Below are 21,528 nucleotides of genomic sequence, written 5' to 3'. Positions count from 1 at the left end.
GGAGGTGGCGTGGTATGACCTCGGTGCTGAGTTCGCATACCGCCGACCCGGCCGACACCCGGCTGTCGGCTCAGTCGGCCGACACGAGACTGCCCGCGCAGTCGATGGCCGAGCGGATCACGCTGATCATGGACGTCTTCGACCGTCCGCAGACCGTGCGGACGCTGGAGGAGGTGGCGCGGCGCGCCCGGCTGCCGCGGTCGACCACCTATCGCATCCTCGATCAGCTCGCCCGGCTCCGCTGGGTCGACCACACCGACGCCGGATATCGGCTGGGCCAACGGTTCCTGAGCCTGGGCGGCCGCGCGATCGACCACGACCGGTTGCGGGCGGCGGCCGCGCCGGTGCTGCACGAACTGGCGGTGCGCACCGATCTCGTCGTGCACCTGGCGGTCCTGGACGGCCCGGAGGTGCTCTACCTGGACAAGATCGGCGGGCGCGCCGCCGGTGCGGTGCCCTCGCGCGTCGGCGGCCGGGCACCGGCGCACTGCACGGCCCTGGGCAAGGCGATACTGGCCGGCCTCGAACCCGAACACATCGACCGCGACTACCCGCGCGGCCTGCCCCGGCGCACCCCGCGCAGCATCGCCGACCTGCCGCGGCTGCATCACGAACTCGCCCGCATCCGCGCCCGGAACGGACTGGCGTTCGACGACGGCGAATGTGCTCCCGGAATCGCCTGTCTCGGAACGGCTTTGCGTGGTCCGACGGGGACGGTGGGCGCCGTCTCGGTGGTGGGCGACCGCCGTGCCGTCCTGGAGCGCCTGGCACCGCAGGTGATCGCGGCCGCGCAGGCGATCTCCGCCGCGCTCGAACGTCCGGTGACGTAGATGGCGCGCATCGCCGCCGCGCGCACACCCGCGTCCCCGGCCTCTCGGAGTCAGGCCGCACGCCGTGCGCGAATCCTCGACGCCGCAGCGGAATTCGGCGCCACCGCGGAATTCGACCGGGTGCAGATGGCCGATATCGCGAAGGCCGCCGGTGTCGCCCTCGGCACCCTGTACCGGTACTTCCCGGCCAAGACACACCTGTTCGCGGCGGTGTTCGAGGACCGCATCGCCCGCTTCGCCGACCAGCGGTGGACGCGCACCGACGACGGCCCGGTCGCCGATATCGGCGCGAACCTGGTCGCACTGAACCGCGCACTGTTGGAACAACCGCGGCTGTGCGAGGCGATGCTGCGCGCTGCCGCCGCCGGGTTCATGAAGGACCTGCCGGCCGAAACCCTGTGGCTGGACTCGGGATCGGCGTTGACCACCGCCATCCTGGAGACTCTCGGCGTGCACGAACCGGGCACACACGACCGCAGCGTCGTCGGCCTGCTCGTCTACAGCTGGTGGGGCGTGCTGGCTTCCAGCCTGAGCCACCGGATCTCGTCCCGGCGCGCCGAGAACGACCTGCGCCTGGCGGCCTCGCTGATCCTCGCCGGGTACGCGGAATGAACCGTCGGCGCCGTCCCCGCGACGCCGATTCCGATGAGTGAGAACGGTATTCGCCGACGGCCCCGCACCGGCCTAGCGTCGGCCGAGCCACCATCGGGCAGCGACGCCCGCATCGAATCGGAGGTTTTCGCATGGCGCAGCACGAGGTCGTCCGCCGCGTGGAGGAACTCGCCGACCGGCTGGCGGCGACCGCCGGCGACACCGAACGCCTGGGCCGGTTGTCGGACGACAGCGTCGGCCTGCTCCGCCGGGCGCGGGTGATGCGGCTGCTGCAACCCACCGAATTCGGCGGGTACGCGGCACATCCCCGCGATTTCGCCGAGGCCGTGATGGCGGTGGCGCACCGGTGCGGTTCGGCGGGCTGGGTGTGCGGGGTCGGCGGCGTGCATCCGTGGGAGATGGCGCTGCTGGACCGCAAGGTGCAGAACGAGGTGTGGGGCGAGAACCCCGACACCTGGATCGCGTCGCCGTACGCCCCGCAGGGCGTGGCCGTTCCGGCCGACGGCGGCTACCTCCTGACCGGGCACTGGAACTTCTCCTCGGGCACCGACCACTGCGACTGGGTCTTCCTGGGCGCCATGGTCGGCGGTGCCGACAGCGGCGTCATGGTCGGCGGTGCCGACGGCGGCACCACGGTCGGCGGTGCCGACGGCAGGCTCGCCGAGCCCCGCAGGGTGCTGCACGTCGTGCTCCCCCGCGCCGACTACACCATCGTCGACGACTCGTGGGACGTCATCGGGCTGTGCGGCACCGGCAGCAAGGACATCGTCGTGGACGGCGCGTTCGTCCCCGCCTACCGCACGATCGGCGCCGACGAGGTCGCCGAGGGCGAGCTCGCCGCCGAACGCGCCGGCCGCACCGAAACCGTCTACAAGCTGCCGTTCTGGGCGATGTTCCCGCTCGGCATCACCGCCGCGGTCGTCGGGATCGCCGAGGGCGCGCTGGCCGCGCATCTGTCCTATCAGCGCACCCGGGTGGCGGCGACGGGAACGAGGATCAAGCACGACCCCTACGTCCTGTACTCGATCTCCGAGGCGGCCGCCGAGATCGATGCCTCGCGCACCCAGCTGCTCGACGGCATCAGCCGCCTCTACGACCTGGCCGACACCGGCCGCCCGATCACCTTCGAGGACCGTTCCCTGGTGCGCCGCAACCAGATTCGCTGCGCCTGGCGTGCGGTGTCGGCGGTCGACGAGATCTTCGCCCGCTCCGGCGGCAACGCCGTGCGACGCGAGAACGTCATGCAGCGCTTCTGGCGCGACGCCCACGTCGGCCTGCAGCACGCCATCCACACGCCGGGCAGCCTCTACCACTCGGCGGCACTGACCTCCATGGGAGTGGAGCCGACGGGCTTCCTGCGCGCCATGATCTGATGCTCCCGGCCCGCCGGGCATGGGCGGGTTACCACGGTAAGTAACCAGACATTCGATCTATCCACCGGCACCGGCCCGCCTCGGCGCCACCGGACACCGCCGACCGCCGCGGGGGCGGCCCCGCGGCACGGAAACTCCACGAATAACCGTTGCTTACAGGTAAATACATCGGAGGAGCCCCGCACCGCGGGTGCCGATCGATCGTCGCCCATTCTCCGTACAGAAGTGGACCACGCCATTACTATGTTAATGGAGATTCCACAACTAAGGAGCGCGATGATGCGTACCCCCTTCCGCTGTGCCGCCGCCTCGATCGCGGCGGCCGCCCTGGTCGTCACGGCAGCCGGGGCGACGGCCGAGCCGATCGGCTCGGCGCCGGTGACCCCCGTCGAAGGCGGAACCGGCTCGTCGACACTGGACTCGGGATCGGCGGCGGCGCAGACGGCCGTGTACTTCATCCAGACCGGCAACGTCATCGGCTTCCTCACCCTGCTGGTCGCCACTCCCCTGCAGATCATGACCGGCACCGTCTGCGAGATGGCCACGCTCTCGGCCCTCCCGAGCCCCTGCCCCAAGCCTCGCTGACCGAGGCCGAGCCCGTCGCGGCGGCCGACCGCCGAAAGCGTGCGTTCCCAGGGTATTTCGGCGTCAGATCAAGCCGAGTTCCTGGGCGCGGGCGCCGGCCTGGAAACGTGAACTCGCGCCCAGCGCGGCCATGAGTTCGGCGACGCGGCGGCGATAGGTGCGCACCGACAGGTCGAGCGCGCGGGCGGCGGCCTCGTCGGTGGCGCCGGTGTTGAGGTGGTCGAGGATCCGCGGGGCGAGGCGGCGCAACTCGGCGGCGTCGCGGTCGTAGACGGCGAAGTCCGTGGCCGCGCGCCACGCCGCGTCGAACAGCGACAGCACCCCGTGCACGACCTCCGGCACGGCGACGATGCTGTAGCTGCGCTCGCCGTGCGAGGTGTCGCCCGCGAGGATGGCCACCTTCCGGTCCAGGATGATGGTCTCGCTGATCTCCTCGTCGCTGATGCGCACGCCCGCCCCGCGCTCGACCATGGTGTGCAGGTGCTGCGACAGCGACGGGTCCAGCAGCGCCGAGGGCCGATAGAGTTTCCGCAGCGCGACGCCGGCGCGGATGCTGTCGTGCCGGGCGTTGTGCCAGGTCACCAGGTCCTTGGCGGCACAGTCGAGGCTGCCGGTGGTGCGCTCGAACAGGTGCGAGGTGCGCTCGTAGAGCTCGCGGGGGCCGCGCACGACGGTGACCTGCTGCGTCTGGATCATCTTTCGAGTGTCGCGACCCGGGCGGTGCGAAGCAACCTCTGGCAGTTTGCTGCCAAGGTCCCCGGATGCGGAGCCGATCGTCCCATGCTGGATGGCATGACAGAGACACTGGCGGCCCGCGCGGCGGGCGAAGGACGTTTGGGATCGTTCCGGGTGAACCGGATGGGCTACGGCACCATGAAGCTGACCGGCTGGCCCGAGGGGAAGCAGCCGGCCCGCGAGACGGCGCTGGCAGTGCTGCGCCGCGCGGTGGAACTGGGCGTGAACCACATCGACACCTCGCAGTTCTACGACCGCGACGGCCTGAATGCCAACGAGCTGATCCGCGAGGCATTGCACCCGTACCCGGACGGCCTGGTCCTGGTCACCAAGTTCGCCGCGTTCGATCCGGGACTCACCCCCGACGGCCTGCGCAAGAACGTCGAGATCAACCTCGAGACGCTCGGCCTGGACCGGCTCGACGTGGTGAACCTGCGCGTCGGCGACGCCGCCGCACCGGCGGAAGGCTCCCTGGCGGAGCCACTGACCGCCCTGGCTCGATTGCAGGAGGAAGGGCTGATCAAGCACCTGGGCATATCGAATGTCACCCGGCGACAGTTCGATCAGGCCCGCGACCTCGCACCGTTCGTCTGCGTGCAGAACGCCTACAACGTCGCGATGCGCGATGCCGACCCGCTGATCGACGCGTGCGAACAGGCCGGAATCGCATTCACCCCCTTCTTCCCCGTCGGCGGCTTCCAGCCCCTGACGGCCGAGCACCTCGACATCGTCGCGAAGCGCCACGACGCGTCGCCACAGCAGGTGGCGCTGGCGTGGCTGCTGGCCCGTTCCCCCTCGATCCTGTTGATCCCCGGCACCTCGGATCCGAAGCACCTGGAGGAGAACATCGCCGCCGCGAGCCTGAAGCTCACCGACGACGATCTGGCCCTGATCGGCTGAGCCCCGCGCGACGAGGACCGCCGTGCGGTTCGATGCGCGGTCACCGCGGCGGTTGTCTCCCCCGTGCACGACGAGCACCGTGACGTCCCAACCGGCCACGGCCCGATCGAACAGCCGGCCACCCGCGGGCTCGACGACGTCGTCCATGCTCGTGGCGACCACGTCGAGCCGATACCGCGAGGGACGCGGATACGGTTGCGCGACAGGCAGATAGCGGACCGGAGGCAGGTCCGGGCCGGACGGTTCGTTACCGGTCGTGGGAACTCCGTCCGGGGGTGCGGGCTGACGGTCAGCCCTCGGGCATCGGCGGCGCGGATTCGGTGTCCCGCCGGTCGGCCCGGTACCGCCGGCGATACTCGATCAGCCCGGAGACGGCGACGACGGGAAGCCGGGCACCGCGACTGAGTCCGGCCAGTTCGAAACCGCGCGCGAATCCGCCGTCGGGGCCGCGCACCGGGCACAGCACGCCCGCCGGGGTCAGTCCGGCGAGTTCGGCCAGGTCGGCAGCGGCCTCGGCGATGCCGCCCCAGGCCGGCGCGCCGGCGTCGCATTCGATCGGAACCACCTGTCCCGGGCGGATGAAATCCCCGGCGGCGCTGCGGATATCGACGAGCGCGCGGACCGTCTCCGCGCGACCCTCGGCACTCGCGGCCGGAGCCGTCGCCGTGGCCAGGTCGACCGGGGCACGAAAAACGGTGCGGCCGTTGCCCGGCACCGGCACATCGGCGGGCGGGATCTCGAGCGCGTCCAGTAGCGCCGCCCGCATCGCCACGCAGACCGGTCCTCGGGCAACGGTCGCCATGAATTTCACCGCGTCGACGGTCACGTGGCCCGCGGCCGTCACCAGCACCCCGATCGTCCGGTCCCCGAGGTCGTCGATCATGAGCACCGTCCGCCCCGCCCGGATCGCCGACAACGCGATCGCGATTCCGCCACCCGCGGGCATCCCCGGCGCGGCGCCGCTCACCGGTGCCTCCGGACATGCGGCCCGCCCGGACCGTTCACGGCCCCGGGCCGCCGTCGGCTCGCCGTCGAGGACAGTTCATCGGCCACGATGCGGACTTCTCTCCCCCGGCACGAGGCCAGCCACGAACTGGCGTGCTCCGAGCGCCTCGAGCCGGATACCTGCAGGAACGATTACGTTCTTCTCGGATTGGGAGAATCTAATACTCAGTTAGACACTTGTCAATTTTCATACAGATGTCTAGGTTGAGGGCATGCGAGAAGAGTCGGCGCGGGCCGCGGCGGCCGGCGACCGCCGCGTGCACCGCACCCGTGCGGCCCTGTTCGCGGCCGCCGTACGGCTCGTGTCGGAGCACGGCACGACCTCGATCTCGGTCACGGAACTGGCCGACGCGGCGGGCGTGAGCCGCCAGGTCGTGTATCTCCACTTCGGCGACCGGGAATCGCTGTTCGCCGCGGCCGCAATGGATCTCGCCGAGCGGGAGCTGTATCCGCTGTTCGCCGAGCTGGATCAGGGCAGCCTGCGGATGCGGATCCTGTCGGCCGCCCAGCACCTGTCCCGCTATCACCGGTTCTTCCGGGCGCTGGTCACCGGACCGTGCGCGTTCGCCGTCAGAGCGGCGGCAGTCCGCTCGTTCGAGGCCCTGCACGGCCGCGCCACGGTGCCGGTCTTCGACGAGACGGGACCACCGGACGCGGCCGTCACCGCCACCTTTCTCGTCGGCGGCGCCATGGCGGTCATCGACGACTGGCTGCTGGCCGACGCCCACGAGCCCGACCCTCAGATCCTGACCGACCGCCTCCTGGCGGTAATCGCATACCTCGGCCATCGGCCTCCGGCTACGTTCGGATCAGGGCTCGAGAGCGATATCCGGTAGCGAGGCAGATGCTCGGGAAAGACGTAGGCCGGTGCTCACGGAATCAGCACCGCGCGCCCGCGAATCTCCCCGCGCGCCAACCGATCGAATGCCACACGGCCCTCGGTGAGATCGAACCGTTCCACGGCGACCCGCACCCGCCCGGCCCGAGCCAGCTCCACCGCGGCGATGAGGTCACTCTTGGTGCCGCCGTAGGACTTTCGTACCGTGGCGCCCCACGGCCAGCCCGGCCCACCGGCCGGCCCCGCGGTGAGTTCCGGTGCGCCGCCGCCGAGTCCGACCATCCGGTAGGCGCCGTTCGGCGCGACGGCCCGCACGGCCAGCCCCGCGGTGGCGTCGGTGCCGACGAAGTCGAAGACGGCCTCCGCGCCGCGGCCCCCGGTCAGTTCCAGAATTTCCGCGGCGGTGTCGGCGCCGGCGAGCAGGCCGAGATCGGCGCCGCATTCGGCCGCCAGCTCCAGCTTGTCCGGCCCGACGTCGACGGCGATCACGCGCACGGCGTCGGTCGTCTTCAGAATCTGCACGGCCACGTGCCCGAGCCCGCCGATCCCGATACACACCGCGGTCGCACCGGGATACAGCTGCTCCCGCGCGCCCCGGACGGCGTGGTACGACGTGAGCGCCGCATCGGCCAGCGGTGCCGCGGCACCGAATTCGAGATCGTCACCGATCGCCACGAAAGAGCTTGCGGGCACCCGGATATACTCGGCCATACCACCGTCCGGCCCGAGCCCCGGGCACGGCGGCATGGCGGTCCGTCCCGCGGCCCGGCACACATTCTCGTTGCCGCTCACGCACTCCCGGCACATCCCGCACGACCAGCACAGGTAAATCAGCCCGCGCTCCCCCTCGGCGATCCCGCCGACGGCACTACCCACCGCGGCGACGGTCCCCGCTACCTCGTGCCCCATGATGAGCGGATTCGGCAGCGCGAACGGCAGTTCGAGCACGTACAGATCCGAATGGCAGATCCCGACCGCCCCGACCCGCACCAGCAGATCGTTGGGCCCCACCTCCGGTACGGGCACCTCCCGCACCTCCATCGTGCCCGGCCCGGTCAACTGCAAGGCCCGCATCATCGAGGTCTCGCCCATCCCACACTCCTGTCCGCACCGGCACGACGAGCCCGGTACTGGCACGCTAACAGCCCGGCCCGAAAAGCATTGGCGCATCACGCCGATGAGTGCCCCGGCGCGGCACCGGCCCCCGAGGTTCGCCACCAGGACGGCGCCGGGACGACCCGGCGGAGGGGCGGCACCCGATCTCCCGGGCGCAGATCACCGGACGCGATGCCCGCACGGATCTCCGCGGCGAGTGTTCGTCACGCCGCATCCGGGCGCCGCGCGGGTCAGGCAGTTCGCAGCACCGCGGCGGCCATGTCCTTGGCCAGCAGGATGGGGGCGACGCTGCGGGTCGCCTTCGAGCCCGCGAGCCCGCCGTCGTAGAGGACGGCGAGTTCGGCCGCGCGTGCGGCCGGATCCGGGATGCCGAGTTCGGTGAGGGCGGCGGTCCACAGGGCGTCGAGCCACGCGCGATGGTCGCGCACCACGGAGCGGACGGGGTGGCGGGCATCGGGGAACTCGGTGGCGGCGTTGAGGTAGAGGCAGCCGCGGAAGTCGCGGCGGCGGGCCGCCTTGGCGGCGAGGTCGAACACCAGCAGGATGCGTTGCGCGGGGTCGGGGGTCCGGGCGGCGGTGCGCCGGTAGGTCGCGCGGTCGTGGTCGTCCTGGCGGCGCAGATACGCCTCGATCAGCGCGTCCTTGGAGCCGTAGGTCTGATAGAGGCTGGCGCGAGCGACCTTGGCCTGCTGCAGGATTCGGTCCACGCCGACGGCCCGGATCCCTTCCCGGGCGAAGAGATCGGAGGCCGCGTCGAGGAGCCGTTCGGCCGGGAGCGCGCGGTCGTGCGTGGTGGGCATGGCGGACAGCATAACCATTGCTCTTGCAGACCGAACGTTCTATCCGCTAGCGTGAGTCGGGTGAACCTTTTCGCGCTGGTCCAGCGTCGGCATGTCGACCTGCAACGGGTCGCCAGCGCCGCCTGTCTGTAGGTTCTTCGCACGCTCCGCGGCGCCGTGGCGCCCGGATTCCCGCAACGCGATCACAGCGGATTCCCGCGTGGAATCCGCTGTGCGCTCAATGCATTGGTAGGAGTCGACGATGTCGCTGTATCTGTTCGAAGTCGTGCCCTCGACCGCCGACCGCACCGGCGCCCGGCAGGTGCTGGAGCAGATCGCGAAGGCGGCCGCCGCGGCGGGTGTCGACCTGATCGAAGCACAGGTCACCGCCGATCACGGCCGGGTGTTCGCGGTGGTCGAGGCCACCGCCGAGACCGCGGCGCGGCCCGTGCTCGACGGCCTGTCGGCGGCCGGCCGGGACGTGTCCGGTCCCGACGAGGTGCGGCTCGTCGGCGCCGATCCGGACGAACTGAAGGCGGCCCGGCCGCACGCCGGATACCTCGTCGAATGGGATCTTCCCGAGGACCTCGACATGGAGACCTACCTGGCCCGGAAGCAGGCCAAGGCGCCGCGGTACGCCGACGTGCCGGAGGTCAGCTTCCTGCGCACCTACGTGCGCGAGGACATGGACAAATGTCTGTGTTTCTACGACGGCCCCGACGAGGGCGCGGTGCGGTCGGCGCGCCGGGCGGTCGACACCCCGGTCGATCGGCTGCACGCGCTCGAGGATCCGGAGTGCGGCGGATGAGCGCACCGGACACGATCTCGGTCGCGGACTTCTTCGCCGAGCGGGCGCGGCCGGTCGACACCGGCGCGGCCGATGTCCGCGACGGCCTGCGCTATCTCGGCGATCGAGATCTGCTGGCGCTGGGCGCCGGAAGCGACGGTGGCGCCGATCTGGTGGCGGCCGTGGAACTGCTCGAGTCCGTGGCGGGCGAGTGCCTGAGTTCGGCGTTCGCGCTGTGGGCACACCGGATGGTCCTGGAATATCTTGCGCGAGCGGAGGATCGCGGTGTCGCCGGGCGCGTGGCCGAGCCACTGCGGTGCGGCGAGCTCACCGGCGCCACCGCCATGGCCACCGCGCTGCGCGATGTCGCGGGCCTGGCTCCGGTCCCGGTCTCGGCCGAGGCGTCCGGGGGCGGGCTGCGGCTGCGCGGCCGGATCCCCTGGGCGTCGAACCTGTTTCCGGACGCCGTCGTGGTCCTCCCGGTCCGGCTGCCCGAGCAGGGGCGAGCCGTGGTGGTGACCCGCGTCGGCACCGCGGGAATGACGGTGGAGCGGTCGCCGGAGTTGTTGGCGCTCAACGGCACCGCATCGTCGTCGGTGCGATTGCAGGACGTGCGGGTGCCGCCGGACGCGGTGCTGAGCACGGATCTGCGGGCATTCGTCGACTCGTTCCGGCGGCCGTTTCTCCTGTTGCAGACGGCATTCTGCGCCGGTCTGGCCCGCCGCTGCCTGACGGAGGCGCGAGCGGCGTCGGCGGACACCGGATCCGAGTTCGGCGCCGACCTGTCGGAGCAACAGGCGAGCGTCGGAGGTCTCCGGAAATCTTTGCGGGAGCTGGCTTCCGACACTCGCGGCACGGGCGCCGCGGACTTCGTCCGGTTGCGTCTGGCCGGGGCCCGGGCGGCGGTGGCGGCCTCGCGGCTGGAGGCGAGCGTGCGCGGCGGGGCGGGATACGTGGCCGCCAGCGGTACCAGCAGGCGACTGCGCGAGGCCGCATTCCTCCCGATCCAAGCGCCCACGGAAGGACATCTGCGGTGGGAACTGTCGCGCTCCGGCTGAGCGGCGGGCACAAGTCCTATGCCGGCCGGCCCGTCCTGACCGGTGTCGATCTCGAGCTCGAATTCGGCGGGCGGCTGGCGATTCTCGGCCCCACCGGTGCGGGAAAGTCGACGTTGCTGCGCATCCTGGCGGGCCTGGAGCCGCCGGACGGCGGCGCTCTGGTGACCGATCCCGACGCGACCAGGGCCACCGTATTCCAGCGGCCGCTGCTGCTGCCGTGGCTGACCGTCCGCGAGAACATCGAGCTGGGCGGCCGCTACCGCGCGAACCGCGAGCGCTTCGATCCGGCGGGCATCGCCGGGCTGCTGGCCCTGCTCGGCCTCGCCGACCTCGCCGATATGCGGCCGGACCGGCTCTCCGGCGGGCAAGCCCAGCGCGTGGCGATCGCGCGGGCGCTCGCGGTCCGGCCCCGCGTGCTGCTGCTGGACGAACCGTTCAGCGCCCTGGACCCGGCCACCCGGACGGACCTGCGGCGCCGGCTGCGCGACAGCCTGGACCGGCTGTCCGTGTCGATGGTCCTGATCACCCACGACGTGGACGAGGCGCTCTACCTGGCCGATACCGTCGCGGTGCTCGACGGCTCGGGATCGATCCGGTCGATCGAGGTGACCGCGCACGACGGAGACGGCGAGCATCCGCTGCGGGAAACGCTTCTGGCCGAATACCGTTCGCAACTGGGCGCGGCCGGGTGACGGCCGGGTGGACCCGGCGCGCCGCGCTGCGCGCCGGGCTGGGAGTGGGCGTCGCCGGCGGCATCGCGGGCATCGCCGATCTCGCACCGGGCGGTACCGGTGGCCGCGGCGGCGGCTCGCTGCGCATCGGGTACCTGCCGATCACCGATGCCGCGCCGCTGCTGGTCGGCCACGAACAGGGGTATTTCGCCCGCGCCGGGCTCGCGACCGAACGTCCGGTGTTGTTCCGCGGCTGGGAGTCGCTGGCGCAGGCGTTCCTGACGGGGGCGGTGGATGTGGTGCACCTGCTGATGCCGTTCGCGGTGCAGCTGCGGTATGCGCTCGGCGCGGACATCACCGTGCTGGGGTGGAATCACACCAACGGCTCCGCGGTCACCGTCGCACCGGATGTGCGCGAGCTCGGGCAGCTGGCCGGGCGCTCGCTGGCGATCCCGTTCTGGTGGTCGATCCACAACGTGATGGTGCAGCGGATGCTGCGCGCCGCGGGGCTGCGGCCGGTCGTGCGCGAGGACCCGTCGGCCCGTGCCGGAACGGTCCGGCTGGTCGTGCTCAGCCCGGCGGATATGCTGCCGGCCCTGCACACCGGGACCATCGGCGCCTATGTGGTCGCGGACCCGTTCAACGCCGCCGCCGAGGCCGAGCACGCCGGGCGGATCCTGCGGTTCGTCGGCGACGCCTGGCGCGACCACGCCTGCTGCGTGGTGGTGGTCCGCGGCGAGCTCGTGCGCACCGCACCCGATCGGGTGCAGGCCCTCACCGACGGGCTGGTCGCCGCGCAGCGCGGCATCTCGGGCGACCGGCGGGCGGCGGCCGGCCTGCTGTCGCGCAGTCGCTATCTGCCGCAACCACTTCCGGCGATCACCCGGGCCCTCACCTATCCGGAGCCGACCGCGACCGCGGCGCACCCCGGCTGGCAGGGCCAGCGCATCGGATTCGCCCCGTACCCGTTCCCGAGCTTCACCGACAGCCTCGTGGACGCCATGCGCGACACCGTGGTCGACGGCGACCGCGGCTTCCTGGACGGCATCGGCGGGCGCACCGCGCACCGAGAACTCGTCGACGACCGATTCGTCCGGCATTCCCTCACCGATCTCGGCGGTCCCGCCGTATTCGGACTCCCCCCGTCCCTCACCCGCATCGAAGAGATCCGACCGTGACGAACACAGATCCGCACGTGACGAACACACCGACGACATCCCCGTGGCGATTCGGCCTCCCGCTGGGCGGGGCGGCCGTGGCGGTCGGGCTGTGGTGGCTGGGCACGACCGTGCCGGCGGCCGACGGAAGCATGGTGTCGCGGTTCGCACCGCAACACGCCGTCCCGGCCATCGGCGACCTCGCCGCGCGGGGCGTCCTGATGGACGACATCGTCACCAGCGTCGGCCGTCTGCTGACGGGATTACTGATCGCCGGCGTGGCCGGTGCGGTCGTCGGCATCGCGGTCGGCTCGTCGGACCGGGCCGACCGCGCCACCCGTCCGGTCTTCCAGTTCCTGCGCATGGTCTCGCCGCTGTCGTGGGCGCCGGTCGCGATCGGGCTGTTCGGCATCGGGGACCGCCCGGTGTACTTTCTCGTCGCCGCCGCCGCGGTGTGGCCGATCGTGCTCAACACCGCGCAGGGCGTGCGCGGCATCGATCCCGGCCACCGGCTGGTCGCCCGCTCGCTCGGCGCCACCCGCCGCGAGCTGTTCGTGACCGTGACCGTCCCGGCCGTGCGCCCGCACCTGCTGACCGGCCTGCGGCTCGCGCTCGGCATCGGCTGGGTGGTGCTGGTTCCGGCCGAAATGCTCGGGGTCACCTCGGGTCTGGGCTACCAGATCCTCAACTCCCGCGATCAGCTCGCCTACGACCAGGTGATGGCGGTGATCCTGGTGATCGGGGCGCTCGGCTATCTCCTCGACACTCTGACCCGCTGGGCGCTGACCCCGCGTACCCCGTGAGTCCTTCTGTGCCGCGGTGAAAGCCGTTATGTCGCGGTGAAAGCCGTCATGTTGCGGGGTCCGGCCGGGTGGCCGCGTCGATGAGCGTGCGGGCCATGGACTCGGCGCGGTGGATCGGCGCTACGGAACGGTCCAGCTTGGAACCGGTCAGGCCGCCGTCGTAGAGCAGCTGTACCGACTTGGCGATATCGGACGCACCGGCGAGGCCGGCGGCGGCGAGCAGCCGGCCGACCTCCTCGCGCACCCACCGGCGATGCTCCCCGACGGCCCCGTGCACCGGATGGGTGCGATCGGGAAACTCCGCTGCCGCATTGAGATACAGGCATCCGGCGTAGCGGCGTCGCTTGGCGGCCTTGGCCGCACAGTCGAACAGTGCCAGCACCTGGTCCACCGGATTCGCACCGGCGTCGCGCGCGGCCGCCTGCCAGGCGCGCCGGTCGATGTCGTGCTGGCGCCGCAGGTACTCCGTGATCAGCTGATCCTTCGAGCCGAAGGCCTGATACAGGCTGGCGCGGGCCACGCCGGCCTCGCTGATCAGCCGATCGATACCGACGGCCCGGATACCCTCCGCCGCGAACAGCAGGGCCGCGGTAGCCAGCAGACGTTCGGACGGCGATGGCGAGCTCGGCGGTGTCATACCCACATCATGGCAGATGAGCGTATAGAACGGTCCGTCCGGATTGTCCGGAAACCGGTTGTGCCACAGTACCATTCATCCTAATTTGAACGGTTAGGACAGATCGATCGGTCTGCCACACTGAGGTGGCCGACAATGACCGGGAGGGTCGGTAGGGGGGCTTCCATGGCTTTGTGCTTCCGCCGCAACGTGATCGACGTCGTATCCGAGACTTCAGGACTTTCAGGAGGTTGCCGAATGCTGTCCTCGGTAATAGCGGACAACGAGAGATTCCGAACGATCATCGATCGACTGAGCGAGAAATCGGTCGACGACTACTACAACCCGTATCAGATGTTCCGCTGGCCCGACACGCTCCCCGCGGACATGTGGTGGATGAGTCCGCATCTGACCACATTCGCCGGCACCGACCTGGCGGATGAATTATCCGAACAGCAACAGCGTGCGGTGTCACGCTACGAGAGCATCAATTTCTACAGCCTGAATGTGCACGGCATCCGGGAGCTGCTCGTCGAGGTGACCCGGCGCATCCACACCCGGGGCTACGAGTCGGCCTCGGAGTTCTTCCACCACTTCATCGGCGAGGAGAACGAGCACATGTGGTTCTTCGCCGAGTTCTGCCTGCGGTACGGCGGCAAGATCTACACCGCGCCGCGCGGCGGGGCGAGCGTGCCGCGGTCGGACGAGGTCGAGACGCTGCTGGTGTTCGCCCGCATCCTGATATTCGAGGAATTGGTGGACTATTTCAATTCCACGATGGAGCGCGACGATTCGCTGCACGAGACGATCCGCCTGGTCAATCGCATTCACCACCAGGACGAAACCCGGCACATCGCCTTCGGGCGGGAGCTGGTCTCGCTGCTGTACCGGGATCTGCGGCGTACCGCGACGACGGACGATCTCGCCTTCGTCGACCATTACCTCGAACGGTATATCCGCTACAGTTTCGAGTCGCTGTTCAATCCGCGGGTCTATGCCGATGCCGGTCTCACCGACCCGCTGCAGGTGCGCAACCGGCTGCTGCGCGCCCACGAGAACAGCGATTTCCGGCACCGGATCTTCCGTAAGCCGCGAAGCTTTCTCGAGAAGACCGGTATCTTGGCGGGCCGGGTGCTCGCCGAGGAACCGGCCGGGCGGCAGGAGGCGCGATGACCGCGTCGCCGGCCATCGGTTCGGGATCGGCGATCCAGATCCTCGACCCGGTGCACACGCAGCTGTTGCGGACGCTGGACGCCGTCTTCACCGGGTGGGCGACCGATATCGGTGCGGCCGAACTGCTTCCGCCACCGCTGTACGACGTGGCCGACCTGGACCGGTTCGACGTGTACCAGAATTTCCCGCACCTGGCGCTGGTCGCCAGTCCGCTTGTCGCCGAGTCGGTTCCGGCCGACGGCAACCGCGCGTTCGAGGCCGGCCGGCTGGGCACGGCGCGGTTCGGGCTCTCCACGGCAACGTGTTTCGGCGCGTACCTGTACTTCGCCGGGCGAGCGGTATCGCCGGAGACGACGGTGACGCTGGTCAACCGATGCTTTCGCAACGAGCAGAAGTTCGAGGGGCTACGGCGGCTGGTCAGCTTCCAGATGCGGGAAATCGTGGCACTGGGATCGCGGGAGCACGCCGGCCGGCTGCTCACCGCCTTCACCGAACGCATCGTCCGGTTCGCCGCCGACCTGTCCATCGACCTCACCGTCGTCGCGGCCTCGGATCCGTTCTTCCAGCAGGACGGCTCGCGCGCACTGCTGCAGAAGCTGAGTCCGGTCAAACACGAATTCCAGCACCGCAGCGGGCTGGCCATCTCCTCGGTGAACATGCACCGGAACTTCTTCGGCGAGCGCTGCGAGATCACCGACGCGGCGACGGGTGAGCACGTCTTCACCAGTTGCGTCGCCTTCGGCCTGGAACGATGGGTGTCGGTGCTGGTCGAGGAGTCGGGCGGGGATCCGGCCGCGGCGCTGGCACGCCTGCGCGACGTGACCGGCGCCGGATCGGGCGGCGCACCGTGAGTGTCCGGGTGGGAGTGGACATCGTCCCGTTCTCCCGTGTGCGGCAACTACTTTCGGACGACTCGAGCCTGCTGTCACGGTATCTCACGGCGGCCGAGATCGAGGTGTCCGGCACGGCCTCCGGCTGGGACGTCGCGGGCATCGCCGGTCGGCTCGCGGCCAAGGAGGCCTACTTCAAACTGCTTCGGACCCAGGGCAAACCGGTGCCCTGGCTGGCCATCGAGGTGCTGCGGGGAGCGGGCGGATGGCCGGTACTCACCACCCGCGACCCCCCGATACTGCGCGACATCGACATCAGCATCACCCACGACGACGGATACGCCGTGGCCGTCGCGATCGGCGCGACCGCCGCCGAAACAACCCGACCCCGAGGAGGAAACAGCAATGAGCACGACCGTGGGCAGCATCGATGACGTCCGGGCATGGATTCTCGAGAAGAATCCCGGCGTCGAGACCGTCGAGCACACCACCGACCTGATCGAGAACCGGCTGATCGATTCGCTGCGATTCGTCGAGTTCGTCTTCGTCATCGAGCAGGCCAGTGGTGCGTCCATCGACGTGGAGGAGATCGACGTCGACGACTTCCGGAGCCTGGCGGCGATCGAGCGGAAGTTCTTCGGCCCCGACGACCCGGCCGTCCGGCCGCGGTGACCAGGAAGGAACCGATCAGATGACCCGAACACCGGACGCGACAACCGCTTCCACCGCCGCGCTGCGCGAGGTGTCCTACACCTCGCAGTGGACCGCCGCCGCACGGGCGCTCGAGACCGAACGCGAGGGCGAGCGGCTGTTCGAAGACCCCTACGCACGAGAACTGGCCGCCCCCAAGGGCTTCGAACTGCTGGACAAGTACGGCGGCGGCGGATTGCGAGAATTCGTCGCCATCCGCACCCGATACCTCGACGACGCCATCCGGGAAGCCCTGGCCGACACCGACATCCGGCAGGTCGTGTTGATCGCGGCGGGCATGGACACCCGGGCGTTCCGGCTGACCCCGCTCCCCGACGACGTCACGGTCTACGAGGTCGATCACGCCGACCTGCTGACCGAGAAGCGCCGCCGGCTCGAACGGCTCGGCGCCCAACCGACGGTGCGGCGGCAGGAGGTCGGTGCCGACCTGGCGACCGACTGGCTGCCCGCGCTCACCACCGCCGGCTTCGATCCGGGCCGGCCGACGTTGTGGATTCCCGAGGCGCTGCTGTTCTTCCTCACCGAGGAGCAGTCGTCGACCTTGCTGCGGACGCTGCGGTCCGCCTCGGCACCGGGCAGCCGGCTGGCGGTGGACATCCTCAGCCGCTCCCTGCTGGTCAATCCGGCGACACAGCTGTTTCTGGCGGCGCTGCGCAAGGACGGCATTCCGTGGCTGTTCGGCACCGACGAACCGGCGGGCTTCCTCGCCGGCAACGGCTGGACCGTGCGGGAAGTGAAGGAGCCGGGGCAGGCCGGCGCGGGCGAAGGGCGCTGGCCGTACGAGGTGCAACCGCCGAATGTGCCTGGCGTCGCCCGCAATTGGCTGATCACAGCGGAGCCCGACAGCGATTGACCAAGACGATAACGATCGTTACCATCTGAGGGCATTGCGCCACGGGCGACGGTCGGCCCGCGCCGTGGCGCCGCTCGACCCCGCACCGTGGCGCTGCTCGACGGGGAGCCGGCGGGATCGGGCGACCGGCGCCACCCGGTCCCGCCGCGGCCCGCAGCGGATGAACAGTGTGACAACCGACAGGAATCTGGTGTGAGCGACAACGAAAACACGCCCTCCGAGCAGGGGTGGCGGGCACGGACCGCAATCCTGACGCTGGGCGCCTTCGCGGTGGGGACCGATGGCTACGTCATCGTGGGACTGCTGCCCGAAATCGGCACGACATTGCATGTCAGCAGCGCCGCATCCGGTCAGCTGGTGAGCACCTTCGCCCTCGTCTACGCGCTGTTGTCGCCGGTTCTGGCCACGGTGACCGGACGGTGGCCGAGGCGGCGAGTTCTCGTGACCGGGCTCGTTCTCCTCGGCCTGGGAAACGCCGTCACCGCGGTGGCCGGCGACTACGGACTCGTGCTCGCGTCGCGAATATTGGCGGGCGCCGGGGCGGCGTTGTTCGCCGCGAGTGCGGTGGCCACGGCCGCGTACCTGGCCGGTGACCGGTACCGGGGGCGCGCCATCGCCATGGTCACCGCCGGATCGACGTTGTCGCTGGTCCTGGGTGCCCCGTTGGGCACGGTCATCGGGAAGGCGTGGGGCTGGCAGGCGGCGATCTGGTTCATCACCGCCATCGCCGGTGTCGTCGCGGTCGCCCTCGCCGTCCTGCTACCGGCCACCAGGCTCGATCAGGGGATCACGCTGCGAGAACGTCTGGTGCCGCTGACCGATGGGCGGGTGCTGAGGGTCCTGGTCGTCACGCTGCTGGCATTCATCGGCATCTTCCTTCCCTTCACCTATATGAGCGCGGTCTTCGCGCGCGCGACCGGTGGTGACCAGACTCGGCTCGCGCTACTGCTGATGATTTTCGGCATTGCCGCCACCATCGGAAATCTGACGGCCGGTCGAGCGGCGGACCGATACAACCCGCGATTCGTCGTTATCGGCGCCACCCTCGGCATCGCGGTGGTTTTCCTGACCATGCTCACCGTGCGCGACAGTTTCGTCCCCGTGGCCGTCCTGCACGCGGTAAGTGGTTTCGTCTGTTTCTCGGTCATCGGACCGCAGCAGCATCGCATCATCGCGTATGCGCCCGCCGGCGGTGCGCCGCTGGTGACATCGCTCAACATGTCCACCGCCTACCTGGGCAACTTCGCCTCCAGCGTGATCGGCGCACTGATTCTCTCGGGGCCCTCCCCGTCCGGGGCCCTCATCCTTCCCGTGGCGGCCGTATTCGCCTTGGCCGCAAGCATTCTCGCCTGGTGGTCCGCGCGATCGACCGGGGCACGCGGCGAACGCGCCGCCGCGGAAATCGGGAAGCCGGCGGCGACCACGGGGTGACCCTCGCCGGAATCCGTTCCGGCACAAGCCGTGTGACACGGCCGAACGACATCGGGAGTAATCGAATGACGCAACCAGACATGCGGAGTATCGAGGTCGCCGGAATCCCCGTCGGCTACTTCGTGCAGGGCGAGGGCCCGGAGATCGTCCTCGTGCACGGCGCCGGCGGACATCCGGAGTCGAGCTTCACCAACCTGCTCGAGCACCTGGCACAGAGCCGCACCGTGATCGTGCCCGGCTACTCGGGCAGCAGCTTCACCCCGCTGCCCGAGGAGAAACTCACCTTCGAACTGCTGACCGAGCAGATCCTGGGCGTCATCCGCGCCGCCGCGCGCGGGCCCGTGGACATCATCGGGTTCTCCACCGGAGCGGTCATCGCCGGTGTCGCGGCGGCCAAGGAACCGGAACTCGTCCGCCGGCTGATCTCCTGCGGCGGCTTCCTGCACTACCGGCAGCCGCGGCAGCGCATGTTCGTGCGGACCTGGCTCCGCCTGGCCGACGCGGATGCCAACGCCTTCGCCGACTACACGGTCATGCACGCGCTGTCGGATCGCTACCTGGACTCGATCAGCGCCGCCGAACGATTCCAGATCCGGATCGGACTGATGCCGACCACGGGACTGGTCGCGCTGTGCCACCTCGTCAACGACATGGACGTCACCGAATACTGGCAGAACATCACCTCCCCCGCGCTCGTGATCGCGCCGAAGGAGGATCACCTCGTGCCGATCAGATACGCCAGGCAGCTGCACGACACGATCCCCGGCAGCGAGTACGTGGAAATCGACTCCGGCCACCTCGTGCCGGTGGAGAAACCGGCCGAACTGCTGAAGATCATCGACGAATTCTTCGCGCAGCCCACCCCATGAAGGTCCCCCTGACCAGACTCTGGCTGGCGGTGCTGGCCGGCTACCTGGCGCTGGGCGCCACCATTCAGGAGATGCCCGCATTCGTGGCGGGCCGTTTCGACGGCAGCGTCGTGCTCAGCGCCACCGCCGTCGGGATCGCATTCCTCGCCACCGCGCTCGGACGACCGTTCGCGGGCACCGCGGCCGACAACGGCCGGGCCCGCCCCGTCGTGCTGCTGGGCGCGACGCTCACCGCGGTCGGCGGGGCCGGGCACCTGGTGGCGCTCGATCCCGCCGTGCTGCTGCTGTCCCGGCTGGTCATGGGGGCGGGCGAGGCGGCACTGTTCTCCGGGGCGCTGCCCTGGGTCCTCGCGGGCACGAACCCCGACAGGCGCGGCCGGGTGGCCGGATGGTTCGGATTGTCGATGTGGGGCGGACTGTCCGCCGGACCGGTGCTGGCCGCCGGGGTGGACTCGACGTACGGATACCGCGGCGTCTGGTGGGCGGTGGCAGCACTGGGACTGCTGTCCGCCGGGCTCGTCGTCACGACCCCGAGTCAAGCACGGGCGGCCCGGGCGCCGTGGTGGTCCGGTACGGTGATTCCCGCCCGAATCGCGGTGCCAGGCTTGGTATTCGGCCTGTCGGCATACGGGTACGGCACCGTGTCCGCGCTCGCCGTGCTGTATCTGCACAGCATCCGCGGCGGCGGCGAAACGGCGGTGCTGGCACTGTTCGCCGCCGCCTTCCTGGTGACGCGGTTCGCCGGGAGCCCGCTGGTCGACCGGATCGGCGGCGCGGCCGTCGCGGCCTGGTCACTGGCGGCGGAGACGTCGGGCCTGCTGGTGGCCGGCCTGGCCGGATCGGAACCCGCGGTGCTGGCCGGGGCGATGCTGGCGGGCGCGGGGGTGGCGCTGATGTACCCGGCCACCGTGGCGGTCACCCTGCGCCGGACCGAGACCACCCGGCCCGGCGCGGCGGTCGGCGCGGTCACCTCCTTCTGGGATCTGGGCATTCTCGCGGCCGGTCCGATCGGCGGGGTCCTGGCCGCCACCGCGGGCTACGGGATCGCGTTCGTGGCCGCCGCGGCGCTGGGGGCCGTCGCCGCCGTGCTCGCGGGTACATTGCTGCGCAAACCCGTCCGGGAAGCCGTCGCTCGGTCACCGGACACCACGGAGGTGAGGTGACGCCATGCCGGTGACAGCCGGATCGACGATGGATCCCGACGCGACTCGCGCGCGCGTGCTGGACGCGGCCGCGCGCCTGTTCTACGAACGCAGCCTCGCGGCGGTGGGGATGCGCGAGGTCGCCACGGCCTCGAACGCGTCGCCGCTGACCATCTACCGATACTTCGAATCCAAGGAAGGGCTGGCCGCGGCGGTGGTCCGGGAGCGCAGCGACCGCATCCACGCCTGGCTGGAGGCCGGCCTGGCCGACATCCCCGCGGGACGCGAGCGCGTGCTCGCGCTGTTCGACCTGCTGACACGCTGGTTCGCCGAACAGGGATTCCGCGGCTGCGCGGTGATCAACTACGCCGCCGACAGCCGCGGCGGGCAGACCGTGCACGAGATCACCCGCCGGCACCTGGCCCGGTACCGGCAACTGCTGGAGCGACTGCTGACCGAGGCCGGCGTCTCTGCACCGGGCCCGCCGGCCCGGCAGCTACTACTGCTGATCGAGGGCGCCACCGTGGTCACCCAGATCGATGGCGACGGCGCGGCCGGCGCCGACGCCCGCGCGGCTGCCGAGGCACTGCTCGACGCCGCCGGCCGACCGCAACGGCGGTGACAACGCCACCCACACCGTGAGCAGGGAGAGCG

The 21,528-nt window shown here is 70.4% G+C and carries 26 protein-coding genes; 21 read left to right on the top strand and 5 right to left on the bottom strand.

Going from position 1 to position 21,528, the window contains the following annotated elements; all coding sequences use genetic code 11:
- Nucleotides 1-14: 14 nt before the first annotated feature.
- From D892_RS0127115 to D892_RS0127100, 4 genes are all read left to right on the top strand, one after another.
- Nucleotides 15-830 (top strand): IclR family transcriptional regulator, encoded by an 816-nt coding sequence (locus tag D892_RS0127115; RefSeq protein WP_024804248.1) that lies wholly within the window; start codon nucleotides 15-17, stop codon nucleotides 828-830.
- The gene (locus D892_RS0127110; RefSeq protein WP_024804247.1) at nucleotides 831-1,442 is read left to right on the top strand and encodes a TetR/AcrR family transcriptional regulator; all 612 of its coding nucleotides are present in this window, start codon (nucleotides 831-833) and stop codon (nucleotides 1,440-1,442) included. It begins immediately after the preceding gene.
- 131 nt (nucleotides 1,443-1,573) lie between these two features.
- Entirely contained in the window at nucleotides 1,574-2,815 is a 1,242-nt protein-coding gene (locus tag D892_RS0127105) for an acyl-CoA dehydrogenase family protein (protein ID WP_024804246.1), read from the top strand.
- Between the two features lie 276 nt (nucleotides 2,816-3,091).
- Complete coding sequence (locus D892_RS0127100) at nucleotides 3,092-3,400, top strand: hypothetical protein (protein ID WP_156959703.1); 309 nt, start codon at nucleotides 3,092-3,094, stop codon at nucleotides 3,398-3,400.
- Between the two features lie 63 nt (nucleotides 3,401-3,463).
- Here D892_RS0127100 and D892_RS0127095 read toward each other — a convergent pair whose 3' ends face one another.
- Complete coding sequence (locus D892_RS0127095; protein WP_024804244.1) at nucleotides 3,464-4,096, bottom strand: response regulator transcription factor; 633 nt, start codon at nucleotides 4,094-4,096, stop codon at nucleotides 3,464-3,466.
- Between the two features lie 96 nt (nucleotides 4,097-4,192).
- On the opposite strand from D892_RS0127095, the gene D892_RS0127090 reads away from it, so the two are divergent.
- A complete protein-coding gene (locus D892_RS0127090) occupies nucleotides 4,193-5,035 on the top strand; it encodes an oxidoreductase (RefSeq protein WP_024804243.1) in 843 nt (280 codons plus the stop codon).
- Between the two features lie 289 nt (nucleotides 5,036-5,324).
- Here the strand turns inward: D892_RS0127090 and D892_RS0127085 are convergent, their stop codons facing one another.
- Nucleotides 5,325-6,002 carry a 3,4-dihydroxy-2-butanone-4-phosphate synthase gene (locus D892_RS0127085; RefSeq protein WP_156959702.1) on the bottom strand — a complete coding sequence of 226 codons (678 nt, stop codon included), beginning with the start codon at nucleotides 6,000-6,002 and terminating at the stop codon, nucleotides 5,325-5,327.
- Between the two features lie 250 nt (nucleotides 6,003-6,252).
- On the opposite strand from D892_RS0127085, the gene D892_RS0127080 reads away from it, so the two are divergent.
- A complete protein-coding gene (locus D892_RS0127080) occupies nucleotides 6,253-6,876 on the top strand; it encodes a TetR/AcrR family transcriptional regulator (RefSeq protein WP_024804241.1) in 624 nt (207 codons plus the stop codon).
- A 35-nt stretch (nucleotides 6,877-6,911) separates the two neighbouring features.
- On the opposite strand, the gene D892_RS0127075 is transcribed toward D892_RS0127080, so the two are convergent.
- On the bottom strand, nucleotides 6,912-7,952 hold the full coding sequence (locus tag D892_RS0127075) for an NAD(P)-dependent alcohol dehydrogenase (RefSeq protein ID WP_024804240.1): 1,041 nt from the start codon (nucleotides 7,950-7,952) through the stop codon (nucleotides 6,912-6,914).
- A gap of 272 nt (nucleotides 7,953-8,224) precedes the next feature.
- A complete protein-coding gene (locus tag D892_RS0127070) occupies nucleotides 8,225-8,794 on the bottom strand; it encodes a TetR/AcrR family transcriptional regulator (protein ID WP_063630055.1) in 570 nt (189 codons plus the stop codon).
- Between D892_RS0127070 and D892_RS49745 the strand changes: the two genes are divergently transcribed.
- The 6 genes from D892_RS49745 (at nucleotide 8,780) to D892_RS0127045 (ending at nucleotide 13,249) form a co-directional block, all read left to right on the top strand.
- On the top strand, nucleotides 8,780-8,926 hold the full coding sequence (locus D892_RS49745) for a putative leader peptide (protein ID WP_369801774.1): 147 nt from the start codon (nucleotides 8,780-8,782) through the stop codon (nucleotides 8,924-8,926). The genes D892_RS0127070 and D892_RS49745 overlap by 15 nt on opposite strands.
- Nucleotides 8,927-9,035: 109 nt before the next feature.
- Entirely contained in the window at nucleotides 9,036-9,581 is a 546-nt protein-coding gene (locus tag D892_RS0127065) for a DUF4242 domain-containing protein (RefSeq protein ID WP_024804238.1), read from the top strand.
- Nucleotides 9,578-10,618 carry an acyl-CoA dehydrogenase family protein gene (locus D892_RS0127060; RefSeq protein ID WP_036569994.1) on the top strand — a complete coding sequence of 347 codons (1,041 nt, stop codon included), beginning with the start codon at nucleotides 9,578-9,580 and terminating at the stop codon, nucleotides 10,616-10,618. Before D892_RS0127065 ends, D892_RS0127060 begins: the two co-directional genes overlap by 4 nt.
- Nucleotides 10,594-11,310 (top strand): ABC transporter ATP-binding protein, encoded by a 717-nt coding sequence (locus tag D892_RS0127055; protein ID WP_024804236.1) that lies wholly within the window; start codon nucleotides 10,594-10,596, stop codon nucleotides 11,308-11,310. Before D892_RS0127060 ends, D892_RS0127055 begins: the two co-directional genes overlap by 25 nt.
- The gene (locus tag D892_RS0127050) at nucleotides 11,307-12,467 is read left to right on the top strand and encodes an ABC transporter substrate-binding protein (protein ID WP_024804235.1); all 1,161 of its coding nucleotides are present in this window, start codon (nucleotides 11,307-11,309) and stop codon (nucleotides 12,465-12,467) included. Before D892_RS0127055 ends, D892_RS0127050 begins: the two co-directional genes overlap by 4 nt.
- A 17-nt stretch (nucleotides 12,468-12,484) precedes the next feature.
- A complete protein-coding gene (locus tag D892_RS0127045) occupies nucleotides 12,485-13,249 on the top strand; it encodes an ABC transporter permease (protein ID WP_036569992.1) in 765 nt (254 codons plus the stop codon).
- A 46-nt stretch (nucleotides 13,250-13,295) separates the two neighbouring features.
- Here the strand turns inward: D892_RS0127045 and D892_RS0127040 are convergent, their stop codons facing one another.
- Nucleotides 13,296-13,886: a TetR/AcrR family transcriptional regulator gene (locus D892_RS0127040; RefSeq protein WP_051499906.1), complete on the bottom strand. Its 591-nt coding sequence runs from the start codon at nucleotides 13,884-13,886 to the stop codon at nucleotides 13,296-13,298.
- A gap of 237 nt (nucleotides 13,887-14,123) precedes the next feature.
- On the opposite strand from D892_RS0127040, the gene D892_RS0127035 reads away from it, so the two are divergent.
- The 9 genes from D892_RS0127035 (at nucleotide 14,124) to D892_RS0126995 (ending at nucleotide 21,496) form a co-directional block, all read left to right on the top strand.
- Entirely contained in the window at nucleotides 14,124-15,038 is a 915-nt protein-coding gene (locus tag D892_RS0127035; RefSeq protein ID WP_024804232.1) for a diiron oxygenase, read from the top strand.
- Nucleotides 15,035-15,889: a hypothetical protein gene (locus D892_RS0127030; RefSeq protein ID WP_024804231.1), complete on the top strand. Its 855-nt coding sequence runs from the start codon at nucleotides 15,035-15,037 to the stop codon at nucleotides 15,887-15,889. Before D892_RS0127035 ends, D892_RS0127030 begins: the two co-directional genes overlap by 4 nt.
- Nucleotides 15,886-16,302: a holo-ACP synthase gene (locus D892_RS0127025; protein WP_024804230.1), complete on the top strand. Its 417-nt coding sequence runs from the start codon at nucleotides 15,886-15,888 to the stop codon at nucleotides 16,300-16,302. Before D892_RS0127030 ends, D892_RS0127025 begins: the two co-directional genes overlap by 4 nt.
- Nucleotides 16,274-16,540: a hypothetical protein gene (locus D892_RS0127020; protein WP_036567510.1), complete on the top strand. Its 267-nt coding sequence runs from the start codon at nucleotides 16,274-16,276 to the stop codon at nucleotides 16,538-16,540. Before D892_RS0127025 ends, D892_RS0127020 begins: the two co-directional genes overlap by 29 nt.
- Nucleotides 16,541-16,559: 19 nt before the next feature.
- Nucleotides 16,560-17,432, top strand: coding sequence for an SAM-dependent methyltransferase (locus D892_RS0127015; RefSeq protein ID WP_051499187.1), 873 nt, complete (start codon nucleotides 16,560-16,562; stop codon nucleotides 17,430-17,432).
- A 192-nt stretch (nucleotides 17,433-17,624) separates the two neighbouring features.
- The gene (locus D892_RS0127010) at nucleotides 17,625-18,863 is read left to right on the top strand and encodes an MFS transporter (RefSeq protein WP_051499186.1); all 1,239 of its coding nucleotides are present in this window, start codon (nucleotides 17,625-17,627) and stop codon (nucleotides 18,861-18,863) included.
- A 65-nt stretch (nucleotides 18,864-18,928) separates the two neighbouring features.
- Entirely contained in the window at nucleotides 18,929-19,732 is an 804-nt protein-coding gene (locus D892_RS0127005; RefSeq protein ID WP_156959701.1) for an alpha/beta fold hydrolase, read from the top strand.
- Nucleotides 19,729-20,895, top strand: a complete 1,167-nt coding sequence (locus D892_RS0127000; protein ID WP_051499185.1) for an MFS transporter — start codon at nucleotides 19,729-19,731, stop codon at nucleotides 20,893-20,895. Before D892_RS0127005 ends, D892_RS0127000 begins: the two co-directional genes overlap by 4 nt.
- Before the next feature lie 4 nt (nucleotides 20,896-20,899).
- The gene (locus D892_RS0126995) at nucleotides 20,900-21,496 is read left to right on the top strand and encodes a TetR/AcrR family transcriptional regulator (RefSeq protein WP_024804224.1); all 597 of its coding nucleotides are present in this window, start codon (nucleotides 20,900-20,902) and stop codon (nucleotides 21,494-21,496) included.
- Nucleotides 21,497-21,528: the final 32 nt, after the last annotated feature.

It is taken from the genome of Nocardia sp. BMG51109 (genome assembly GCF_000526215.1).
GTDB lineage: Bacteria > Actinomycetota > Actinomycetes > Mycobacteriales > Mycobacteriaceae > Nocardia.
Note: the sequence above shows the minus strand (reverse complement) of the source record. Positions and strands in the feature narration are given on the sequence as shown.